Source organism: Streptomyces sp. NPDC059917 (genome assembly GCF_042730635.1).
Classification (GTDB): Bacteria; Actinomycetota; Actinomycetes; order Streptomycetales; family Streptomycetaceae; genus Streptomyces.
Map to the genome: position 1 here is coordinate 70172 of NZ_JBHWLC010000026.1, position 19594 is coordinate 89765.

At 74.5% G+C, this 19594-nt stretch carries 19 protein-coding genes; 9 read left to right on the top strand and 10 right to left on the bottom strand.

Annotation, left to right across the window (positions count from 1 at the left end; translation table 11 throughout):
* The first annotated feature begins 7 nt into the window (after positions 1-7).
* Complete coding sequence (coaE, locus tag ACFWAR_RS17590; protein WP_354383338.1) at positions 8-616, top strand: dephospho-CoA kinase; 609 nt, start codon at positions 8-10, stop codon at positions 614-616.
* Positions 617-782: 166 nt separating this feature from the next.
* The gene (locus tag ACFWAR_RS17595) at positions 783-1154 is read left to right on the top strand and encodes a tetratricopeptide repeat protein (protein WP_385778043.1); all 372 of its coding nucleotides are present in this window, start codon (positions 783-785) and stop codon (positions 1152-1154) included.
* Positions 1155-1179: 25 nt separating this feature from the next.
* Here ACFWAR_RS17595 and ACFWAR_RS17600 read toward each other — a convergent pair whose 3' ends face one another.
* Both ACFWAR_RS17600 and ACFWAR_RS17605 read right to left on the bottom strand, forming a co-directional pair.
* On the bottom strand, positions 1180-1437 hold the full coding sequence (locus ACFWAR_RS17600) for a DUF6343 family protein (protein ID WP_385777995.1): 258 nt from the start codon (positions 1435-1437) through the stop codon (positions 1180-1182).
* A 71-nt stretch (positions 1438-1508) separates the two neighbouring features.
* A complete protein-coding gene (locus ACFWAR_RS17605) occupies positions 1509-2135 on the bottom strand; it encodes a hypothetical protein (RefSeq protein ID WP_385777997.1) in 627 nt (208 codons plus the stop codon).
* A gap of 177 nt (positions 2136-2312) precedes the next feature.
* On the opposite strand from ACFWAR_RS17605, the gene ACFWAR_RS17610 reads away from it, so the two are divergent.
* Both ACFWAR_RS17610 and ACFWAR_RS17615 read left to right on the top strand, forming a co-directional pair.
* Positions 2313-5237, top strand: a complete 2925-nt coding sequence (locus tag ACFWAR_RS17610; RefSeq protein WP_385777999.1) for a DEAD/DEAH box helicase — start codon at positions 2313-2315, stop codon at positions 5235-5237.
* Positions 5234-6445, top strand: coding sequence for an SWIM zinc finger family protein (locus ACFWAR_RS17615; RefSeq protein ID WP_385778001.1), 1212 nt, complete (start codon positions 5234-5236; stop codon positions 6443-6445). Before ACFWAR_RS17610 ends, ACFWAR_RS17615 begins: the two co-directional genes overlap by 4 nt.
* A 19-nt stretch (positions 6446-6464) precedes the next feature.
* Here the strand turns inward: ACFWAR_RS17615 and ACFWAR_RS17620 are convergent, their stop codons facing one another.
* On the bottom strand, positions 6465-7007 hold the full coding sequence (locus tag ACFWAR_RS17620; RefSeq protein ID WP_385778003.1) for a hypothetical protein: 543 nt from the start codon (positions 7005-7007) through the stop codon (positions 6465-6467).
* Positions 7008-7133: 126 nt separating this feature from the next.
* On the opposite strand from ACFWAR_RS17620, the gene ACFWAR_RS17625 reads away from it, so the two are divergent.
* Positions 7134-7820, top strand: coding sequence for a chaplin (locus ACFWAR_RS17625; RefSeq protein ID WP_385778005.1), 687 nt, complete (start codon positions 7134-7136; stop codon positions 7818-7820).
* On the opposite strand, the gene ACFWAR_RS17630 is transcribed toward ACFWAR_RS17625, so the two are convergent.
* Positions 7796-8482, bottom strand: a complete 687-nt coding sequence (locus ACFWAR_RS17630) for a DUF2293 domain-containing protein (protein WP_385778007.1) — start codon at positions 8480-8482, stop codon at positions 7796-7798. The two genes, ACFWAR_RS17625 and ACFWAR_RS17630, sit on opposite strands and share 25 nt — an antisense overlap.
* Before the next feature lie 120 nt (positions 8483-8602).
* Complete coding sequence (locus ACFWAR_RS17635) at positions 8603-10042, bottom strand: WGR domain-containing protein (RefSeq protein ID WP_385778009.1); 1440 nt, start codon at positions 10040-10042, stop codon at positions 8603-8605.
* 91 nt (positions 10043-10133) lie between these two features.
* Here ACFWAR_RS17635 and ACFWAR_RS17640 point away from each other — a divergent pair, with 91 nt between their 5' ends.
* The gene (locus tag ACFWAR_RS17640; RefSeq protein WP_385778011.1) at positions 10134-10781 is read left to right on the top strand and encodes a uridine kinase; all 648 of its coding nucleotides are present in this window, start codon (positions 10134-10136) and stop codon (positions 10779-10781) included.
* A gap of 38 nt (positions 10782-10819) precedes the next feature.
* Here ACFWAR_RS17640 and ACFWAR_RS17645 read toward each other — a convergent pair whose 3' ends face one another.
* Entirely contained in the window at positions 10820-11734 is a 915-nt protein-coding gene (locus ACFWAR_RS17645; RefSeq protein WP_385778045.1) for a carbohydrate kinase family protein, read from the bottom strand.
* Positions 11728-12651: a pseudouridine-5'-phosphate glycosidase gene (locus tag ACFWAR_RS17650; RefSeq protein ID WP_385778013.1), complete on the bottom strand. Its 924-nt coding sequence runs from the start codon at positions 12649-12651 to the stop codon at positions 11728-11730. The genes ACFWAR_RS17645 and ACFWAR_RS17650 overlap by 7 nt, the downstream gene beginning before the upstream one ends.
* A 186-nt stretch (positions 12652-12837) precedes the next feature.
* On the opposite strand from ACFWAR_RS17650, the gene ACFWAR_RS17655 reads away from it, so the two are divergent.
* Positions 12838-13233: a cupin domain-containing protein gene (locus ACFWAR_RS17655; RefSeq protein ID WP_385778015.1), complete on the top strand. Its 396-nt coding sequence runs from the start codon at positions 12838-12840 to the stop codon at positions 13231-13233.
* 22 nt (positions 13234-13255) lie between these two features.
* On the opposite strand, the gene ACFWAR_RS17660 is transcribed toward ACFWAR_RS17655, so the two are convergent.
* The 3 genes from ACFWAR_RS17660 to ACFWAR_RS17670 form a co-directional block, all read right to left on the bottom strand.
* Positions 13256-14638: an MFS transporter gene (locus ACFWAR_RS17660; RefSeq protein WP_385778017.1), complete on the bottom strand. Its 1383-nt coding sequence runs from the start codon at positions 14636-14638 to the stop codon at positions 13256-13258.
* Between the two features lie 207 nt (positions 14639-14845).
* On the bottom strand, positions 14846-15397 hold the full coding sequence (locus ACFWAR_RS17665; RefSeq protein WP_385778019.1) for a methylated-DNA--[protein]-cysteine S-methyltransferase: 552 nt from the start codon (positions 15395-15397) through the stop codon (positions 14846-14848).
* Positions 15398-15469: 72 nt separating this feature from the next.
* Positions 15470-16420: a glycerophosphodiester phosphodiesterase gene (locus ACFWAR_RS17670; RefSeq protein ID WP_385778021.1), complete on the bottom strand. Its 951-nt coding sequence runs from the start codon at positions 16418-16420 to the stop codon at positions 15470-15472.
* Between the two features lie 330 nt (positions 16421-16750).
* Here ACFWAR_RS17670 and uvrB point away from each other — a divergent pair, with 330 nt between their 5' ends.
* Positions 16751-18886: an excinuclease ABC subunit UvrB gene (gene uvrB, locus ACFWAR_RS17675; protein WP_385778023.1), complete on the top strand. Its 2136-nt coding sequence runs from the start codon at positions 16751-16753 to the stop codon at positions 18884-18886.
* Between the two features lie 83 nt (positions 18887-18969).
* Entirely contained in the window at positions 18970-19548 is a 579-nt protein-coding gene (locus tag ACFWAR_RS17680) for a TerD family protein (protein ID WP_385778025.1), read from the top strand.
* The last annotated feature ends 46 nt before the right edge of the window (positions 19549-19594 follow it).

Below are 19594 nucleotides of genomic sequence, written 5' to 3' on the forward strand. Positions count from 1 at the left end.
GCGGGCCATGTTGAAGGTGGGCCTGACGGGCGGAATCGGTGCCGGCAAGAGCGCGGTCTCACGACTGCTGGCGGGGTACGGGGCGGTGATCGTGGATGCCGACCGGATCGCGCGAGAGGTCGTGGAACCGGGATCGCCCGGGCTGGCGGCGGTGGTCGCGGCCTTCGGGGAGTCCGTACTGGCTCCCGACGGCAGCCTCGACCGGCCGAAGCTCGGCTCGATCGTCTTCGCCGACCGGGAACTCCTGGGCACCCTGAACGCGATCGTGCACCCGCTGGTGGGCGCGCGCTCGGCCGAGCTGGAAGCGGCCGCGGGCCCCGACGCGATCGTCGTGCACGACGTACCGCTCCTCACCGAGAACGGCCTGGCGCCGCTGTACGACCTGGTCGTCGTCGTGGACGCGGCGCCGGAGACCCAGCTGGCCCGGTTGACCGCACTGCGCGGCATGGAGGAGGGCGAGGCGCGGGCCCGGATGGCGGCGCAGGCGACCCGTGAGCAGCGGCTGGCCGTGGCGACGCTGGTCATCGACAACGACGGGCCGCTGGCGGCGCTGGAGCCGCAGGTGCGCAAGGTCTGGGAGGAGCTCACCGCGCGCGCGGCCGCTCCCCGGGATTGAGCGACTGCGCGGCGACCTCGGGCCGGTGGCGCAACGACCATCGTCGCGTGGCGCGTTGAAGGCGTCCGGAGAGGGAAGGAATCCCATCGTGTCCGACACCACGCCACCGTCCGAGTCCGCAGCGGAACCCGGGTCCGGGTCCCCGCCCGAGTCCGGGCGGGAGCCGGTGGCCGGTGCGGGTTCCGGTAGCCCGGAGACCCACGTCATCGACTTCCGGGCCGCCGAGCGGCTGCTCGCGGCCCGGGACCCGAGGGGCGCGGTGAAACTGCTGGACTCGGTGATAGCCGCCCATCCGGAGAACACCGCCGCCCGACTGCTGCGCGCCCGCGCCTTCTTCGCCGCCGCCCAACTGAGACCGGCGGCCCTGGAGTTCGAGCTGGTCCTGGAGCGGGAGCCGGACAACGCCTTCGCCCACTTCGCGCTGGCCCGCACGCACCAGCGGGCCGGGCGGCCGGAGCGCGCCCGCCGGCACTTCCGGCTCGCCGCGGCCCTGGACCCGCAGCCGGAGTACCTGCGGGCCGCGGCCTTCGAGGAGTAGCCGGTCGGCCCTGGAGGCCCGTGGTTCAGCGGTGCGGCGGCTCGTACGGCGGGACGTCGCGCCCCGGCTGGTAGTGCGGACCCTGGTGGATGTGGCGCACGATCATCGCCATGTCCACGCTCACCAGGAGCAGGAACGCGCCGCAGACCGCGGCCCAGGCCGGCTGTCCGGCGGCCGCGAAGGCGGCCGTGCCCGCGGCGGCCCAGAGCAGCCCCCACACGCTGAGCCAGAACCGCAGGCGCAGCGGGCTGCGCGCGGTCACCGGTTCGTTCCCGGTACGCATGGCCATCGCCTCGGATCCGTCGCCCGACCGGCCGTCGTCCCCCGTCCGTCCATGGTCCCACGCGCGGTGCGTCAGGGGTTGAGCTTGTGCACGGCGGTGGTGGTCGTCTTCTTGAAGGCGGTCACGGGCGCGTCGGCCAGCACCCCCATCTGGCCCCACTTCACGACGGTCACCGTGGATCCGTCGCGCCCGATGCCGTAGAGGTGGACGCCGGGCTCGGAATCGGGGATCGAGGTGTGCACGCCGTAGACGTGCGCCCCCTCCTCGACCCGGACCGGGCCGTAGTCCTGCCAGGAGGCCGTCCCGCCCGGGGTCGCGCGCAGCCAGTCGGCCGCGCAGGCGGCCACCTTCCGCTCCAGGGCGGCCGCCAGCTTCTTGGCCGCCGCGTCGGAGGCGGTGCGCACGGAGACCTGGACCGCGCCGGTGTCGAGGTCCGTGCCGAAGGCGCGGTGCCAGCTGCCCGCGGCGGGCAGCGCGCCCTCCAGACAGAAGGGCGCGGTCTCCGGGAGCCCCTTGGTGACCTTGCCCTGGGTCCAGGGGGAGCTGGGGTGCGGGGGCAGATCGGTACCGGCGAGGAAGCCGGGTGCGGTGGCGGTCGGCGCGGCGGCGGCCGGGGCGGACGCGGTGAGCGCGAGCGCGGCCGCGGCGGCGGCGGCGGCGGCGAGGACGGTGGCCGAGGCGGTGGCGCGTCGGAACATGGGCGGACTCCCCGTGGTCGGTGGTCGATGGCCGGTGGGGACAGCCATACCCCGGTCGGGGCCGGGTAATGCGAAGGTCAACACCCCAGGTCAGCGCCATTGTCAGTGGCCACATCTAGACTCGTCGGCAGTGACGTCCGCCGTCACGATCGGGACGAGAGCGGGAGGGGGAAGGCGATGGCGCATCCGTCGCGCGAGCACGCGCTCGCGGTGCGGGACCTTCCCGGGCCGATCGCGCGCCCGCGGCCGCCCGCCGCCTTGGTGCGCCACGCCGCGCTCTTCCTGCCGGACGCCGTTCCGCGCCGGAGCCGGATCGCCTTCTGGTCGCCGGTCGGCGAGGAGCTGCCCGATCCCGCGGACCTTCCCGGCCTGCCCGACCTGGTCGGCGAAGCGCTGGGCACGGTGCACCCCGCGGGCAACTCCCTGCGGACCCGGACCGTGCCCTCGCTCGTCCTGCCGCTCGCCGCCGCGCTCCCGCTGCTCGTCGCGGCCCCGCAGCACCCCGCCGCCCACCCGGCCACCCGGGCCTGGGGCACCGCCGCCCGACAGGCCCTCGCGCTGGTCGCGCGGGGCCGGCTGCTCCCCGGCCTGACCCCCGAGGGCGTCGACGCCTGGCGGGTCGGCCCCCTGGACGGCGAGGACATCGCCTACCTCCGCGCGGTCGCGGCCGCCCTGCCGTACGAGGCGCACGCCGCACCGCTGCCCGGGCGCCGCCCGCTGCTCCTGCCCGAACCGGAGGCCCTGGTCCGCGCCTTCCTCGACGCCGTCGCCGACACCCTGCCGCGCACCCCGGCCGCGCCGGTCGCCGCCGGGCGCCCCTTCGCCTCGGTCGAGCCGCAGCAGGTGCCCGGCCTGCGGGAGTGGGCGGCGCAGGTCGCCGCCGGGGCGGACGCGGGGGTGGGGATCTCGCTGCGGCTCGACCTGTCCTCGTACCGGCTCTTCGACACCGAGGAGGACGCCGCGCGCGACACCCGGCAGGACGCCGCCGAGGTGCGCCGGGCGGGTGCGGCCGTGGTCCAGGTGCACAGCCTGGCCGATCCGACGCTGGTCGCCGACGCGGGCGCGCTGTGGGCGGGTACGGCCACCGACCGGTTCGGGCCGCGGGCCCGGGTCGACGCGGTGCTCGCGCTGCGTCGGGCCGGCCGGGTGTGGCCGCCGCTGCTGCGGCTGCTGGAGCAGCCCGTGCCCGAGGCGCTGGCCCTCTCGGACGCCGAGCTGGAGGACCTCCTGGGCGTCGCCGCGACCCGGCTCGCGGCGGCCGGGGTCGGCGTCCACTGGCCGAGGGACCTGGCCCGGACGCTGAGCGCGAGCGCCGTCGTACGCTCGACCGCGCCCGGTTCGGCGACCGACGGGACCGCCTTCTTCGACGCGGCCGGACTCTTCGCCTTCTCCTGGGAACTCGCGCTGGGCGGCGACCGCCTGACCCCCGGCGAGATGGACGCCCTCGCGCAGGCCCACCGTCCGGTGGTGCGGCTGCGCGACCAGTGGGTGCGCGTCGATCCGGACCTGGTCCGCAAGGCCCGCAAGCGGGAGCTGGGGCTGCTGGATCCGGTGGACGCGCTGGCGGCCGTGCTGACCGGCGAGGCCGAGGTCGAGGGGGAGGCGGTGCCCGCGGTCGCGGTGGGCGCGCTGGCCGCCCTGCGCGACCGGCTGACCGGGGACCCGGCGCCGCTGCCGCAGCCGCCCGGGCTGCGGGCCACCCTGCGCGACTACCAGGCACGCGGCCTGGCCTGGCTCGACCTGATGACCTCCCTCGGCCTCGGCGGCTGCCTCGCCGACGACATGGGGCTGGGCAAGACCGTCACGCTGATCGCCCTGCACCTGCACCGGGCCCGCCCCGAGCCGACCCTGGTGATCTGTCCCGCGTCCCTGCTCGGCAACTGGCAGCGCGAGATCGAGCGGTTCGCCCCCGGGGTGGCGGTGCGCCGCTTCCACGGGGCGGGGCGCAGCCTGGAGGGCCTGTCCGGCGGTTTCGTCCTCACCACCTACGGGACGATGCGGGCGAGCGCCTCGCGGCTGGCCGGTCAGCAGTGGGGGATGGTCGTCGCCGACGAGGCGCAGCACATCAAGAACCCGCATTCGGCGACCGCGCGGGCGCTGCGCACCATCGGCGCACCGGCCCGGGTGGCGCTGACGGGCACCCCCGTCGAGAACAACCTCTCCGAGCTGTGGGCCCTCCTCGACTGGACCACCCCCGGTCTGCTCGGCCCGCTCACCGCCTTCCGGGCCCGCCACGCCCGGCCCGTGGAGCACCAGCAGGAGGAGGACGGCGGCAATGAGGCCGCCGTGGCCCGACTGGCCGCGCTGGTGCGGCCGTTCCTGCTGCGCCGCAAGAAGTCGGACCCGGGGATCGCGCCCGAGCTGCCGCCCAAGACGGAGACCGACCACCCCGTCTCGCTGACCCGGGAACAGGCCTCCCTCTACCAGGCCGCGGTGGACGAGGCGATGGCCGTGATCGAGGCCAGCGAAGGCATCGAACGCCGCGGCATGATCATGAAGCTGCTGGCCTCGCTCAAGCAGATCTGCAACCACCCGGCGCAGTACCTCAAGGAGGAGCGGCCCCGGATCGCGCACCGCTCCGGCAAACTCGCCCTCCTGGACGAGCTGTTGGACACGATCGTGTCCGAGGGCGGTTCGGTGCTGGTCTTCACCCAGTACGTGACGATGGCCCGGATCCTGGAGCGGCACCTGGCGGCCCGCGGGATCCCGGCCCAACTGCTGCACGGCGGGACCCCGGTGGCCCGCCGCGAGGAGCTCGTGGACCGCTTCCAGAACGGCGAGGTCCCCGTGTTCCTGCTCTCCCTCAAGGCCGCGGGCACCGGCCTCAACCTCACCCGCGCCGGACACGTCGTCCACTACGACCGCTGGTGGAACCCCGCCGTCGAGGAACAGGCCACCGACCGCGCCTACCGCATCGGCCAGACCCAGCCCGTCCAGGTCCACCGGATCATCGCCGAGGGCACCGTCGAGGACCGCATCGCCGAGATGCTGGAGGCCAAGCGGGCCCTGGCCGAGGCGGTCCTCGGATCGGGCGAGACCGCGCTGACCGAGCTGACCGACCGCGAGCTCGCCGACCTCGTCTCCCTGCGCAGGCGCTCGTGATCACCGCGCGCGACGACCTGCGCCGCACCTTCGACTCGCTGCCCGCGGGGGCCGGGGCCGCGAGCTGGTGGGGGCGGGCCTGGGTGGCCGCCCTGGAGGGCCGCTCCGGTGACGCGGCGCGCCTGGGGCGCGGGCGGGCGTACGCGCAGGACGGGCACGTCGACGCGGTGACGGTCACCCCCGGGCGGATCGTGGCGTACGTGCGCGGCAGCCGGGCCCGGCCGTACCGCACCGAGCTGGCCCTGACCGTCTTGACCGAGGAGGAGTGGGACGAGCTGCTGGAGGACGCGGCCGCCCAGCCGGCGGCCCTGGCCGCGCTGTTGGAGCGCGAGGTTCCGCAGGCCCTGGCCGATCGGCTGCTGCCGGGGGCGGGGGACCTCGTACCGCACTGCTCCTGCCCGGACGTCGGGCGTCCGCCCTGCAAGCACGCCGCCGCGCTCTGCTACCGCGCGGCCCGGCTGCTCGACGAGGACCCCTTCGTCCTGATGCTGCTGCGCGGCCGGGGCGAGCGGGACCTCCTCGACGAGCTGGCCCGCCGCAACGCCGCGCACGCCGCCCGCGAACGGCCCGCGGCCGAAGTCGACTTCCCCGGCGTCCCGGCGCGCGCGGCCGTGCACCGCGGCGCCCGGGCGCCGCTGCCCGCGCCGCTCGACGCACCGGCCGTCGGCGCCGCCCCCGCCTACCCGGAGGAGCGCGGCGCCCCGGATCCGCTGGCCCTGGACCAGCTGGCCTCCGATGCCGCGGCGCGCGCCCACGCCCTCCTCGCCACCGGCGAGGACCCGATCGCCGGCCTCACGCTCTGGCAGGACGCGGTCCGCCTGGCCACCGCGCAGCCGCCGACCTCGGGCCTGGCCGCCTCCACCCGCGCCCTGTACCGCGATCTGGCCGCCGCCACCGGGCGCTCCCCGGGCGACCTGGCCCGCGCGGTGTCGGCATGGCGCCAGGGCGGCGCGGCGGGGCTGCTGGTGCTGGAGGAGGAGTGGGATCCGCCCGCGGGCCCCTTCGACCGGGCCCGCCCGGCGTTGTCGGCCGCGGGGCGGGGTCCCTTCCGGCCCCGCCGCAACCGCCTCAGCGGGCGCACCCGCCAACTCCGGCTCGGCCGCGACGGCCTCTGGTACCCCTACGAGTCCGAACCGGACGAGGAGGACTGGTGGCCCTGCGGGCCGCCGTCCGCCGACCCGCTCACGGCGCTCGCCCCCCGCCGCTGACCCGGTCCCGGCCCCCGGCTCAGTTCCCCGGTAGGGAGGCCGCCCAGCGGGTGAGGGTGGCGAAGTCGCGTGCGCGCAGGCCGTGTCGGGGGCGGATGCGCAGGAGGAGGGACGGCGCCGGGTAGTGCGCGCGGGCCCAGGCGCGGTCCTTGGCGGTGATCATGTCGTCGACCCAGGCGAAGGGGCGTCCGGCGGCCCACTCCAGGAGCGGCCGGGTCTTCCAGTAGAGGCCGTCGGGGTCGTGGGCGAAGAGTTCCGGCCACTCGATGACGGGAAGGTCGCCGGGCAGCCCGATGTGCGGGGAGATCATCGTGTTGGCCTGGTGCATCCAGGTGGTGGCCCAGGCCAGTTCGAAGGGCAGGGCCTGCAGGCGCGGGCCGTGCGTGGGATGCAGCCGGACCCGCAGGCCCCGGCGCGCGCTCGGCGAATCCGGGGCGCGGCGGGCCATCCAGAGGGCCGGACGCATCCGGTGCGTGGTGTATCCGTGCAGCCCCGCGAGGCGCGACCGGAACGGGTTGAGCGGGCCGTCCACGTCGAGGAGCAGCAGTGGTCTGTCCATCATGAAGTACGCACTACCCAGTACACGATGGAGTGAAATGCCTACCGGCGCTATAACCCGAACGGGTTCAGGGCGTTGTTCCGGATGCGGGTGCACACCCGTGAACTCCTCCGGAAGGCAGGGACACTGATGCGCAGCAGTCGTCGAAATGGCTTGATCGCGGCGGTGGTCGCGGGAGGTGGCCTGGCCGCCGCGGGTGTGGGAGGTCTCGCCCACGCCGACGCGGACGCGGGTGGTTCGGCGCAGCGCTCGCCGGGGCTGCTCTCGGGGAACGTGGTGCAACTGCCGGTGCACGCGCCGGTGAACGTGTGCGGCAACACCGTGAGCGTGGTGGGCCTGCTCAACTCCGCCGCGGGGAACCGGTGTGCCAACGCGGGCCCCGGTGGGCATCCGGATCCGCGCCCCTCGCATCCGTCGGGCCCGTCGTCCGCGACGGGCCCCTCCCGGCAGGGTGCCGGGAACGGCGGGGGAGCGCTCGCGCAAGGGCGCGGAAAGGATTCGCCTGGCCTGCTCTCCGGCAACGGGATCCAGCTGCCGATCGATCTCCCGGTGAACATCAGCGGCAATGCGGTGAGCGTCGTCGGCGTCGGCAACTCCGCGGCGGGCAACACCTCGGTCAACACGGGCCCGCCCAGCGGGGGCAAGCCCGCCCAGCCGCCCGTGGCGGTGCGCCCGGTCACCCCGCCCGCGCCGCCCCGGGAGACGGGTCCCGCGCTGGCCCACACCGGCGCCGACGGGCTCGACTACCTGATCCCGGGCAGCGCCGCCCTGCTGCTCGGCGGGGCCCTGCTCTACCGCCGCTCCCGCGCCAGCTGAGCGGCCCGCTCCGGGCCGGGCCGCCAGGAGGCGAGGACCGCCTCGATCCGCGGGGCGAGGCGGGCGCGGGCCTCGAACCGCGGGACGCCCGCCACCAACAGGGCGTCGTACTCCGTGTCCTCGTGCCGGACCGCGGCCCGGACCGCCACCGAGACGGCCTGCTCGGACAGGGCCCGGCCCGCCGCGCTGCGGCCGACCCGCCCGCTGCCCCGTAGCGAGGCGTGCGCCGCGATCGCCAGGGCGCGCTCCGGCGGGCACCCGGGGAACAGCCGCGCTATCTCGGCGGCGAAGAGCGCGGTGAACCGGGTGTCCTCGGCGGCCCGGCGCAGCCGGTCGCGGGCCCGGCGCCGGGCCCGCGCCTCCGCGTCCGCGAGGCAGGCGGCCTCGGCCCGGGCGAGCGCCGGTACCTCGACCAGCAGGCCCTGGCGCTCGTGGCGGCGGTGGCGCTTGTTGAAGCGGACCACCACCGCGCACACCGAACTGCCCGTCCGCGCCCGGCGGGTGAGGGCGGCGTCCCCGCGCGGCAGGTAGACGAGGTGCCCGAGGTCGGCGCAGTCCAGGCAGCGGGGAACACCGGACGCGCGGACGAGGTGCGGGAGCGGCCCGTGCCCGCACTCCGCGCAGCTGATCCGCTTGAGCGACTCGAAGACGACGAGGTCCATACAGGTGTGATACCGCCGCGGCGGCCCCCTATCACCTTGCCGAGCACGGCAGTTGCCCCCTTTTCGGGCTCCCCCGGCGCGGTCCGCGCCCCCTCCCCGGACCGCGCCGCGTGCCCGCGCTCACACCAGGCGGCGGATCTCCCCGCGCACGCGGTAGAAACCGCCCGGGGCCGGATGCAGCGCGTCCACCACGTACCGGGCGCCCGCCTCCCGGATGCCCCGCGGGAACTGCACGTTCCACGACGGCTCGAAGCCGCCCGAGACCACCTGCACCCGCGTCCGGCCGCCCTGCTGGACGCACTCGACCACCACGCCGCCGGCGGGCGCGACCGTCACCGTCGCCACCGCGGCGGCCGAGGCCGCCGGGGTGAACACGGGCAGCGCCGCGGCCGACTTCACGTCCATCGCGGTCGGCACCGAGCCCTGCTGGGCCGCCGCGATGGCCGCCTCGCTCGCGTCCACGCACACCAGTGAGCCGTCGGTGGTCACCAGGTACAGCCGCTCGTCCAGGTACTGCATCGACAGCGCGGAGCCGCTGCCCGTGCCCAGCTTCCAGAGGCGCCGCCCATCGGCGTCGAAGCAGTACACCGACGAGGAGGAGTCACCCGCGAAGACGTGCCGGCCGTCGGGGGAGGTCGCGCACGAGTACACCGAACCGTCGCACCGGTAGGTGGCCTCGACGGCCCCGGTCGCCTTCGCGATCCGCTCCACGGTGTGGCGGGAGGTGCCCGCGTACACCGCGTGGTCCTCCTGCCAGCCGAAGAGCACCTGGCCCTTGGTCGGCGCGTGCCACAACTCCCCGGAACCGTCCTGCGAGTACGCCGTCACGCCCGAGGAGTGCCCGTGGTAGACCGCGTCCCCGTCCGCCCGGACCATCCACCCGTTGGATCCGGCGGACTTGCGCGACCACTGGAACTCGTCCTCGTGGTCGATGACCGTCAGACCGCCGTTGCGGTCGGAGACGGTGAGCACGCCCTCGCGGATGTCCAGCCAGAAGATGTCCACGTCCGCCGCGATGTCGTAGGCCCCGAAGGGGACCTTCGACGACAGGTCGTACACCGTGCCGTCGTCGCAGCCCGCGTAGATCCAGAACTCGTCCGCCACCAGGCACTTGACCCCGTCCGGCAGCGAATAGCGGGCCAGCACCTCGCCGCCGTGGCTCAGCGTGTAGACGTCGCCCGCCTGGTTGCCGACCCAGCACCGGTCCTCGTCCACGTGGATCCCGAAGGCCGAGGCCCCGGTGCGGAACCGCCACAGCACCGGCGCCACCGCCCGCGCGGTCGACGGCGCCGAGGTCACCTCGCGGCGGGAGACGGCGCGCGCCGTCCGCTGCCCCCGCACGGCCGGGGCGTACCCCTTGCGGACCTTCTCCCCGACCTTCTTCGCGGCGGCCGCCCGCGCCTTCTCGATGGTCGGGAAGGAGGAGTTCTGCAGCTGCCCGTCGGCTCCGATCCGGCCGTAACGCACCGAGACGTCCGTGCCGTCCACGGTCACCTCATAGAACTTGTGCGCGCCGCCACCCTCTTGCGACAGCTCCAGGTACGTCGTCTCGCGAGCCATGGCAGGCCCCTCCCCAAGGTCGGGCCGACGGCTCTTTCGCGTCGGTGATCCCTTGATGAGAAAGCTACGGGTGAGCACTGACAATGGGACCGTGCAGCTGGAAGCGATCACTTGGGAGGGGATGGCCGAGCGGCTCGCGGGCCATCTCGACGGGGCCCCGCGGGACGCGGGCGCCGGGGAGCCCTGGCTGCGGGTGGCCGTGGACGGTGCGCCCGCCGCCGGTACGGACGTGCTCGCCGGACGGCTCGCGGACGCCCTGCGCCGACGCGGCCGTTCGGTCCTCGTCGTGCCTACCGGTGGCTTCCTGCGGCCGGCCTCGCTGCGCTTCGAGTACGGCCGACGGGACGTCGACGCCTACCTCGGGGGCTGGTACGACACGGCCGCGCTCTGGCGCGAGGTCATCGGGCCGCTGGATCCCGGGGGGAGCGGTCGGGTGCTCCCGGACCTGTGGGATCCGGTCACGGACCGGGCGACCCGGAGCCCGTACGTGACGCTGCCGCCGGGTGGGGTGGTGATCCTGCACGGACCGTTCCTGATGGGGCATTGGTTCCCGTTCGACCTCAGCGTCCACGTCCGGCTCTCCGCCGGGGCCCTGGCGCGGCGCACGCCCGAGGACGAACGCTGGACCGGGCCCGCCTTCGCGCGCTACGACGCCGAAACGGATCCCGGGTCGGCGGCCGACGTCCTGGTCCGCGCCGACGACCCCCGGCACCCGGCCTGGACCGGCCTCCCGCACTGACCGACCCGGCCCGGGCCGGGCCCGTTCGAGGCGCCGCGCTACGGGCGGCCGCCCAGGCGGGTGACGGCCACCGCGCCCGCGCGGCAGCCGGCCCTTGCCGCTTCCACCGGGTCCGCGCCCGCCAGTCGGGCCGCCAGGAAGCCGCCGGTGAAGGCGTCGCCCGCGCCCGTGGAATCCACGGCCAGGGCGGGCTCCCCGGCGACCTGCGCCGTCACCCGGCCGCCCTCGGCGACCAGCGCCCCGGCCGCGCCCCGGGTCACCACGACCAGCGGGACGCGCAGGCTCAACTCGGCCGCCGCCCGGGCCGAAGGGGCCGGGCCGGGCAGTCCGGCCAGCAGCCGCGCCTCGTCCTCGTTGGGCAGCAGCGTGCCCGCCCCCGCGACGGCGTCGAGGAAACGGTCCACCCCCAGCGCGGACAGGAACCCGGCCGAGGCGGGGTCCACGCTCACCGCGATCCCGCGTTCCCGGGCCGAGCGCAGCGCCAGCCGGGCCAGCTCGCGGCTGGTGTCCCCGAAGAACAGGTAGCCGGACAGGTGCAGATGGGCCACACCGGCCAGCAGCTCCGGGGTCCAGTCGGCCCGGGAGAGGCGGAGCACGGCCCCGCTGTCGGTGAGGAAGGTCCGTTCCGCGTCCTTGCCGACCAGCGCCACCACCGTCCCGGTGGGCTCCACCGGGTCGACCACCAGCAGCGGCCGCACCCCGGCGGCGAGCAGGGCGCGCTCGTGCCACTGCGCCGACTCGGCTCCCACCCGCGCGAGCAGCGCGACGTCCGCGGCTCCCTGGTGGGCCGCCCAGCAGGCCGCGTTGGCCCCGGCGCCGCCGGGCATCGTACGGATCCGGGCCGGAGTGTCGGTGGCCGGAGCGAGCGGCTCCAGGTGCACGGCCACCACGTCCGTGACCACGTCCCCGACGACCAGCAGACCGCCGCCGACGCCCCCCGGCCCGGTCACCAGGCCGCCCACGCCGCCGCGATCCGCGCACCCAGGCGCACGTTGCCGCGCACCGCCGCCAGGTTCGCCTCCAGCGAGGCCCCGCCGGTCGCGCGGACCAGGAAGTCGAGGAGGAACGGGGTCACCGCCTGCCCCGTGATGCCGCGTTCCCGGCACTCCGCGAGGGCCCGGGCCAGTACCCGGTCGTGCAGGTCCGGATCGAGCTGGTCGGCCTCGGGGACCGGATTGGCGACCAGCAGCGCGGATCCGGGCCCGCCCAGGGCGTCCTGAGCGGCCATCACCCCGGCCACCTCCTGCGGCCGGTGCACCGTCCAGTCGACGGGCTCGCCGGAACTGCTCAGGTAGAAGCCGGGGAACCGTTCCGTCCCGAACCCCAGCACCCCCACCCCGAGCGTCTCCAGCCGCTGGAGCGTGGCCGGCACGTCCAGGATCGACTTCACCCCCGCGCAGACCACCGTGATCCGGGTCCGGGCGAGCAGCGACAGGTCGGCCGACTCGTCCTGCGCCCGCGCCCAGTCGCGGTGTACGCCGCCCAGCCCGCCGGTGGCGAAGACGCGCAGCCCGGCCCGCGCGGCCAGGAACGCCGTCGCCGACACCGTCGTGGCCCCGGTGGCACCGGCCGCCATCGCCGGGGCCAGGTCCCGGTGGCCCAGCTTGCGCACGCCGTCGCCGTTGGCGATCCGCTCCAGCTGGGCCTTGTCGAGCCCGGCGTACGGCACCCCGTCGAGCACCGCGACGGTCGCCGGAACCGCGCCCTCCGAGCGGACGATCGACTCCAGCTCCAGGCCCACCTGGAGATTGCGGGGCCGGGGCAGGCCGTGCGCGAGGATCGTCGATTCGAGGGCGACGACCGGTCGCTGCTCCGCCAGCGCGTCGCGCACCTCTTCCGACAGGACGGGAACCGCTGTGTGCTGTGACATGTCCCCATCCATGGCACGGGATCCACGCCCCCAAACGCGCCCCCGGCCCAACTGTCCGAGATGCACGGGGTGCGTCCGCACACGGCCCGGGCCCGTGACCCTGGACAGGATGACTCGTGCGCCCCGCCGATCCTGGACGACCTGGCCACCGCGCGCGGCCGTCCCGCCGGGCTAGGGTTTCGCGCCATGAGCACCGAAGACCCCGCCGTCCCGACCGCCCCCGATGCCGTTCCCGCCTCCTTCGCCGTGTCCGTACCCGACGTACCGGACGCCGAGCTGGAGACCGAGGAGCTCGACCCGGGACAGATCGTCTCCGGCGCCCCCGTGGTGACGGGCAAGGTGCTGTGGGAGTCCGCCGACGGCAAGCAGCTGCGCGGGATCTGGCAGATCACCCCCGGAGTGGTCACCGACACCGAGGCGAACGAGCTGTTCGTCGTCGTCAGCGGCCGGGCCACCATCGAGATCGAGGGCGGCGGGCGGCTGGAGGTCGGCCCCGGCACCGCCTGCGTGCTCCGGGAGGGCGACAGGACCACCTGGACCGTGCACGAGACGCTGCGCAAGGCCTACCACATCAGCCTCTGACCGGCCCGTGACGTGACGCCCGTCAGTCCTTGGCGGTGTCCGCCCCCGCGCCCTCGACGGGCGCGGGGTGGCGGCGCGCCGTGAAGAGCGCGAGCCCGGCCATCGGCAGCAGGAGCGCCGCCCCGACGGCGTTGAGCCAGCCGTAGCCCGCCTGGGAGACGATCAGCCCGGACACGGCGCCGCCGACGCCCGCGCACGTGTTCATGGTCAGGTCGGACAGACCCTGTACCGCGGCCCGCGCGGCCTGCGGCACCGAGTCCGTCAGCAGCGCGGAACCGGAGACCAGCCCGGCCGACCACCCCAGCCCCAGCAGGAACAGGCCCGCCGCGGTCTGCGCGTGGTTCGCCCCGGCGGTGCCCGCGAGCAGGGCGGCGATCGACAGCAGCCCGGCCGCCAGGCCGATCACCGACAGCCTGCCGAGCCGGTCCGCCAGCCAGCCCATCACCGGCGAGAAGGCGAACATGCCCGCGATGTGGCCGCTGATCACCAGCCCGATCAGCTGGAGGTCGGCGCCGTGGTGCCCGAGGTCCACCGGGGTCATCACCATGATCGAGACCATGGCGGTGTGCGTCACGGCGACCGTCACCAGGGCCAGCCGGGCCCGGGGGGAGGCCCGTACGGCGGCGAAGGCGGCCCGCAGCGAGCGGCCCGCGGTGCTCTGCTCGGCCGGACCGGCCAGTGCGCGGGCGGTCAGCAGCGGATCGGGCCGCAGCAGCACCCCGATCAGCAGCGCGGTGAGCAGGAAGATCCCGGCGGCCCACAGGAAGGGGCCCGCCTTGTCGGGTATGGACGTCCCCGCGAAGCTCCGGCTGGCCGGGGCCGAGAGGTTGGGTCCCAGCACCGCGCCGATGGTCGTGGCCCACACGACCGTCGAGATCGCCCGGGCCCGCCGGTCGGGGGCCGCCAGGTCGGCGGCGGCGAACCGGCACTGGAGGTTGGCGGAGGAGGCGGCGCCGAAGGCGGCCATGCCGAGCAGCAGCAGCGGGAAGTTCTTCAGCACGGCGGCCAGCACCACGAGCCCGCCGCCGACCGCGCCGATCACATAGGCCAGGACCAGCCCCGCCCGTCGCCCGCGCGCCGTCATCAGGGCCGCGAGCGGCAGCGAGACCAGGGCGGTGCCCACGACCGAGGCCGTCGAGGCCAGTCCGGACACGGCCTCGGTGCCGCTGACCTCGGTGGCCAGTACGGGCGCCAGCGCGATGCTGATCGGTATGCCGAGCCCGCCCAGGACCTGCGCGGCGATGAGCACGCCGGAGGTGCGTCGGCGCAGCCGGGGCAGGTCGGCGTCGGTCAGCCCCCGGACCTCGCGCTCCTGCCGCAGCTCGAGGGCCGAGCGGGCCGCGGGGGCCGTGCGGTCCGGTCCGACGGATCCGGGCGAGCGGTCCGTACCGTGCGGGGCGCTCATTTCGTACACCTCCGGTCCCTCGGACAGGAGCGGACGGGCGATGCGGGACGGGGGACGGCGGGCTGGGCCGCGGCAGCAGTCACCGGCGCAGTGTCGCACCGCCCGCCGCGCGGGGGAACCGGTGGCGGCTCCGCGGGCGGACCGGATCGTCGCTGGTCAGCACCTGATCGACCCCGAATCGGCGGCCGGCCGGCACCCGGGCGGCCCTCAGAAGAGCGGCTCCGGGAGGACGCCCTCCAGCGCCAGCAAGGTCCGCTTGGTCTCCACCCCGCCGCCGAAGCCGCCGATCCCGCCGCCGTTCTCCACGACCCGGTGGCAGGCCACCACCAGCGGCAAGGGGTTCGAGCCCATCGCCGCGCCCACGGCCTGGGCCGCGCCGGGCTGGCCGACCCGGGCGGCCAGCTCGCCGTACCCGACGACCGCCCCGTAGGGGACGGTGCGGTCCAGCTCCTGCAGGACCTGGCGGTTGAAGCCGGAGCTGAGCCGCCAGTCCAGCGGGAGCGTGAAGCGCCGCAGGTCACCGGCGAAGTAGGCGGCGAGCTGGCGTATGGGCTCGGCCAGCAGCACCTCTTCGCCCGGCGCCGGACGGAAGGCCGCCGCGCCGAGCCGGTCGATCAGCGGCCCGGCCGCCCGCGGCGAGGCGTGGAAGGCGACCTTGACCAGGCCCTCGGAGGTCGCGGCGAGGAGGAGCGGACCGATGGCGCTCGCGACCACGGTCCATTCGAGGTGCGGCCCCCGGGGCCGCTCGGTGCTGTCCACACGACCACCGTACGACGCCCCACCGACAACGCTCCGGGGCCGCGGTGCCACGGCCCCGGAGCGCGGGAGCGGTCAGTAGCCGTACACCGTCCGCCGCACCAGGTCGGGGCGGTTGCTGATGATGCCGTCCACGCCCATCTCCACGACCCGCTGCGTCGTGTCCGAGTCGTCCACGATCCAGGTGTCGACCTCCATGGCCTTGCCGTGCGGCCCCTGGAGGGCGTGCACCCGCGCCACCCAATCGGCGTTGATCTCCCGGAACCAGGGGTTGATCCGGTCGGAGAAGGCGGCGTACCGCTCCAGGTCCTCCTCCGGCGGCGCGCCGAGGAAGGCCGTCACCACGTCCGGCCGCATCCGGTGCACCAGGGCCACGGAGTCGGCGCTGAAGCTCTGCACGACCAGGCGCGAGGCGACGTGCCGCGCGTCGAGCCAGCCCCTGCTGTCGAGCAGGTCGAGGATCTCGCGTTCGATCCCCGGGTACAGCTCCGGCTTCTTGACCTCCAGCAGCAGCCGGCCCTGATTGAGCTGCACCCGGTCGAGGTACTCGCGCAGCGTCGGGATCCGGGCGCCGGCGAACTCCGGGCGGAACCAGCTGCCCGCGTCGAGCCGGGCGATCTCCGCCGCCGTGAAGTCCTTCACCCGCCAGGGGCTGCGCTTCGGGAACACCTTCGCCGCGTCGGTGGTCCGCTTGAGGGTGTCGTCGTGGATCACCACGAGCACGCCGTCCTTGGTGCGCTGGACGTCGTTCTCCACCCAGTCCATGCCCAGCCGCGCGGCCAGGTCGATGGAGGCCAGCGTGTTCTCCGGGGCGTAGGCCGACGCCCCCCGGTGCGCGTACACCACGGGGAGCCCGAGCAGCCCGGCCAGCGGCGCCGCCTTCGGCCCGGGGTGGGGAGCCGCGGCCGGTCCGGCCTTCGGGCCGCCCGCCCGCAGCGGCGGCGGCGTGGCGGAGGCCGGCCCGGCCAGTGCGGAGAGGGTGATGCCGAGCACGGCGGCAGCCGCGGCAACGGTTCGGACGTACATGTGCGGTCTCCTCGGGTCACGGGTCATGAAGGGTGCGACCGGCGGCCCGGCCGGACGCGCGGACGGGCGGGGGACGTCGGGCGGTGATGGTCGTATCCCGCCCCTCTTGGCGTATCTGACGGTCTGTCGTGAAATGTGACTCATCGCGATGATGCCGTTCACGATCGGGCCGTCGCCACCGAACTACGACAAACGGACCAGGGTCACCCTGCGCGGCGGGCCGTCACCGAAGCGTGTCGTGCGCTGGTCGGACGGGGGTCGGGCACCGGCCCGGGCGTCCGCGGAGCGCGCGGGCGCGTGAGTGTCAGTGGGGGGCCGTACGGTTGACTCATGCGGCCCGTATCGAAGATCGAACGCACGGTGGCGCCTTTCGAGGTCGTCAGTCCCTACCAGCCCAGCGGTGACCAGCCGGCGGCCATCGCCGAGCTGGAGCAGCGCATTCGCGCGGGCGAGAAGGACGTGGTCCTGCTCGGTGCGACCGGCACCGGAAAGTCGGCCACCACGGCCTGGATGATCGAGAAGCTCCAGCGGCCGACGCTGGTCATGGCGCCGAACAAGACGCTGGCCGCCCAGCTGGCGAACGAGTTCCGCGAGCTGCTGCCGAACAACGCCGTCGAGTACTTCGTCTCGTACTACGACTACTACCAGCCCGAGGCGTACGTCCCCCAGTCGGACACCTACATCGAGAAGGACTCCTCGATCAACGAGGAGGTGGAGCGGCTGCGCCACTCCGCGACCAACTCGCTGCTGACCCGCCGCGACGTCATCGTGGTCGCGTCCGTCTCCTGCATCTACGGCCTGGGCACCCCGCAGGAGTACGTCGACCGGATGGTCTCGCTCAAGGTCGGCGAGGAGTTCGACCGCGACCAGCTGCTGCGCCGCTTCGTCGACATCCAGTACACCCGCAACGACGTCGCCTTCACCCGCGGCACCTTCCGGGTGCGCGGCGACACCATCGAGATCTTCCCCGTGTACGAGGAACTCGCGGTCCGCATCGAGATGTTCGGCGACGAGATCGAGGCCCTCTCCACCCTGCACCCGCTGACCGGCGAGGTCATCAGCGAGGACCGCGAGCTGTACGTGTTCCCCGCGAGCCACTACGTCGCCGGGCCCGAGCGCATGGAGAAGGCGGTCGCCGGCATCGAGGTCGAGCTGGCCGAGCGCCTCGCGGAGCTGGAGAAGCAGGGCAAGATGCTGGAGGCCCAGCGGCTGCGCATGCGCACCACCTACGACCTCGAGATGATGCGCCAGATCGGTTCCTGCTCCGGCATCGAGAACTACTCGCTGCACATGGACGACCGCGAGCGCGGCAGCGCGCCCAACACCCTCATCGACTACTTCCCCGAGGACTTCCTCCTCGTCATCGACGAGTCGCACGTCACCGTGCCCCAGATCGGCGCGATGTACGAGGGCGACGCCTCGCGCAAGCGGACCCTGGTCGACCACGGCTTCCGGCTGCCCTCGGCCCTGGACAACCGTCCGCTGAAGTGGGAGGAGTTCCAGGAGCGCATCGGGCAGACGGTCTACCTGTCGGCCACCCCCGGCAAGTACGAGCTCTCCCGCGGCGACGGGTTCGTCGAGCAGATCATCCGGCCCACCGGCCTGATCGACCCCGAGGTCGTCGTCAAGCCGACCGAGGGCCAGATCGACGACCTGGTGCACGAGATCCGCCAGCGCGTCGAGAAGGACGAGCGCGTCCTGGTCACCACCCTGACCAAGAAGATGGCCGAGGACCTCACGGACTACTTCCTGGAGCTCGGCATCGCGGTCCGCTACCTGCACAGCGACGTGGACACGCTGCGCCGGATCGAGCTGCTGCGCGAGCTGCGGGCCGGTGAGTACGACGTCCTGGTCGGCATCAACCTGCTGCGCGAGGGCCTCGACCTGCCCGAGGTGTCGCTGGTGGCGATCCTCGACGCCGACAAGGAGGGGTTCCTGCGCTCCGGGACCTCGCTGATCCAGACCATCGGCCGCGCCGCGCGCAACGTCTCCGGCCAGGTCCACATGTACGCGGACAAGGTGACGCCGGCGATGGAGAAGGCCATCGAGGAGACCAACCGGCGCCGGGAGAAGCAGGTCGCCTACAACACCGAGCACGGCATCGACCCGCAGCCGCTGCGCAAGAAGATCAACGACATCGTCGCCACCATCGCCCGCGAGGAGGTCGACACCGAGGAGCTGCTCGGCAGCGGCTACCGCCAGCAGAAGGGCGGCAAGGACGCGAAGGCCCCCGTACCGGCGCTGGGCGGCCGTGCGGCCAAGGGCGGCAAGGGTGCGAAGGGCGGCAAGGGCGAGGTGCTGACCGACCGCCCCGCGGCCGAACTGGCCTCGCTGATCGAGCAGATGACCGAGCGGATGCGGGCGGCCGCGGCCGAGCTGCAGTTCGAGGTCGCCGCCCGGATCCGCGACGAGGTCGGCGAGCTGAAGAAGGAGCTGCGGCAGATGAAGGAAGCGGGCCTCGCCTGAGCCGTGGCCGGTCAGTAGTGTTCGGGCGTGGAACAGCCACAGGCACGCGCTGCCTGGGGGTGGCTATGGAGAGGGGACAGCACGTGACGGTCAACATGACCAAGGGTCAGGCCATCAGTCTGGAGAAGAAGGACGGCGGGTCGCTGACCGCGGTCCGGATGGGCCTCGGCTGGCAGGCGGCCAAGCGCCGCGGCCTGTTCGGCAGCCGTACCCGGGAGATCGACCTGGACGCCTCGGCCGTGCTGTTCGCCGGCAAGGAGCCCATGGACGTGGTGTTCTTCCGGCAGCTGCAGAGCAAGGACGGCTCGGTCCGGCACACCGGTGACAACCTGGTCGGCGGCGCCGGTCAGGGCGGCGACGACGAGTCGATCCTCGTCGACCTGGCGCGCGTGCCGGTGCACATCGACCAGATCGTCTTCACGGTGAACTCGTTCACCGGACAGACGTTCCAGGAGGTGCAGAACGCCTTCTGCCGCATCGTCGACGAGACCAACGGCCAGGAACTGGCCCGCTACACGCTCGACGGCGGCGGTCAGTACACCGCGCAGATCATGGCGAAGGTGCACCGCGCGGGCACCGGCTGGAAGATGACGGCCCTGGGCAACCCGGCGAACGGCCGGACCTTCCAGGACCTGCTGCCGGCGATCCTGCCGCACCTGTAAGCCGGAGCGCCGCGCCAGGCGCCCGGGAGAACGCGTACGACGGGGG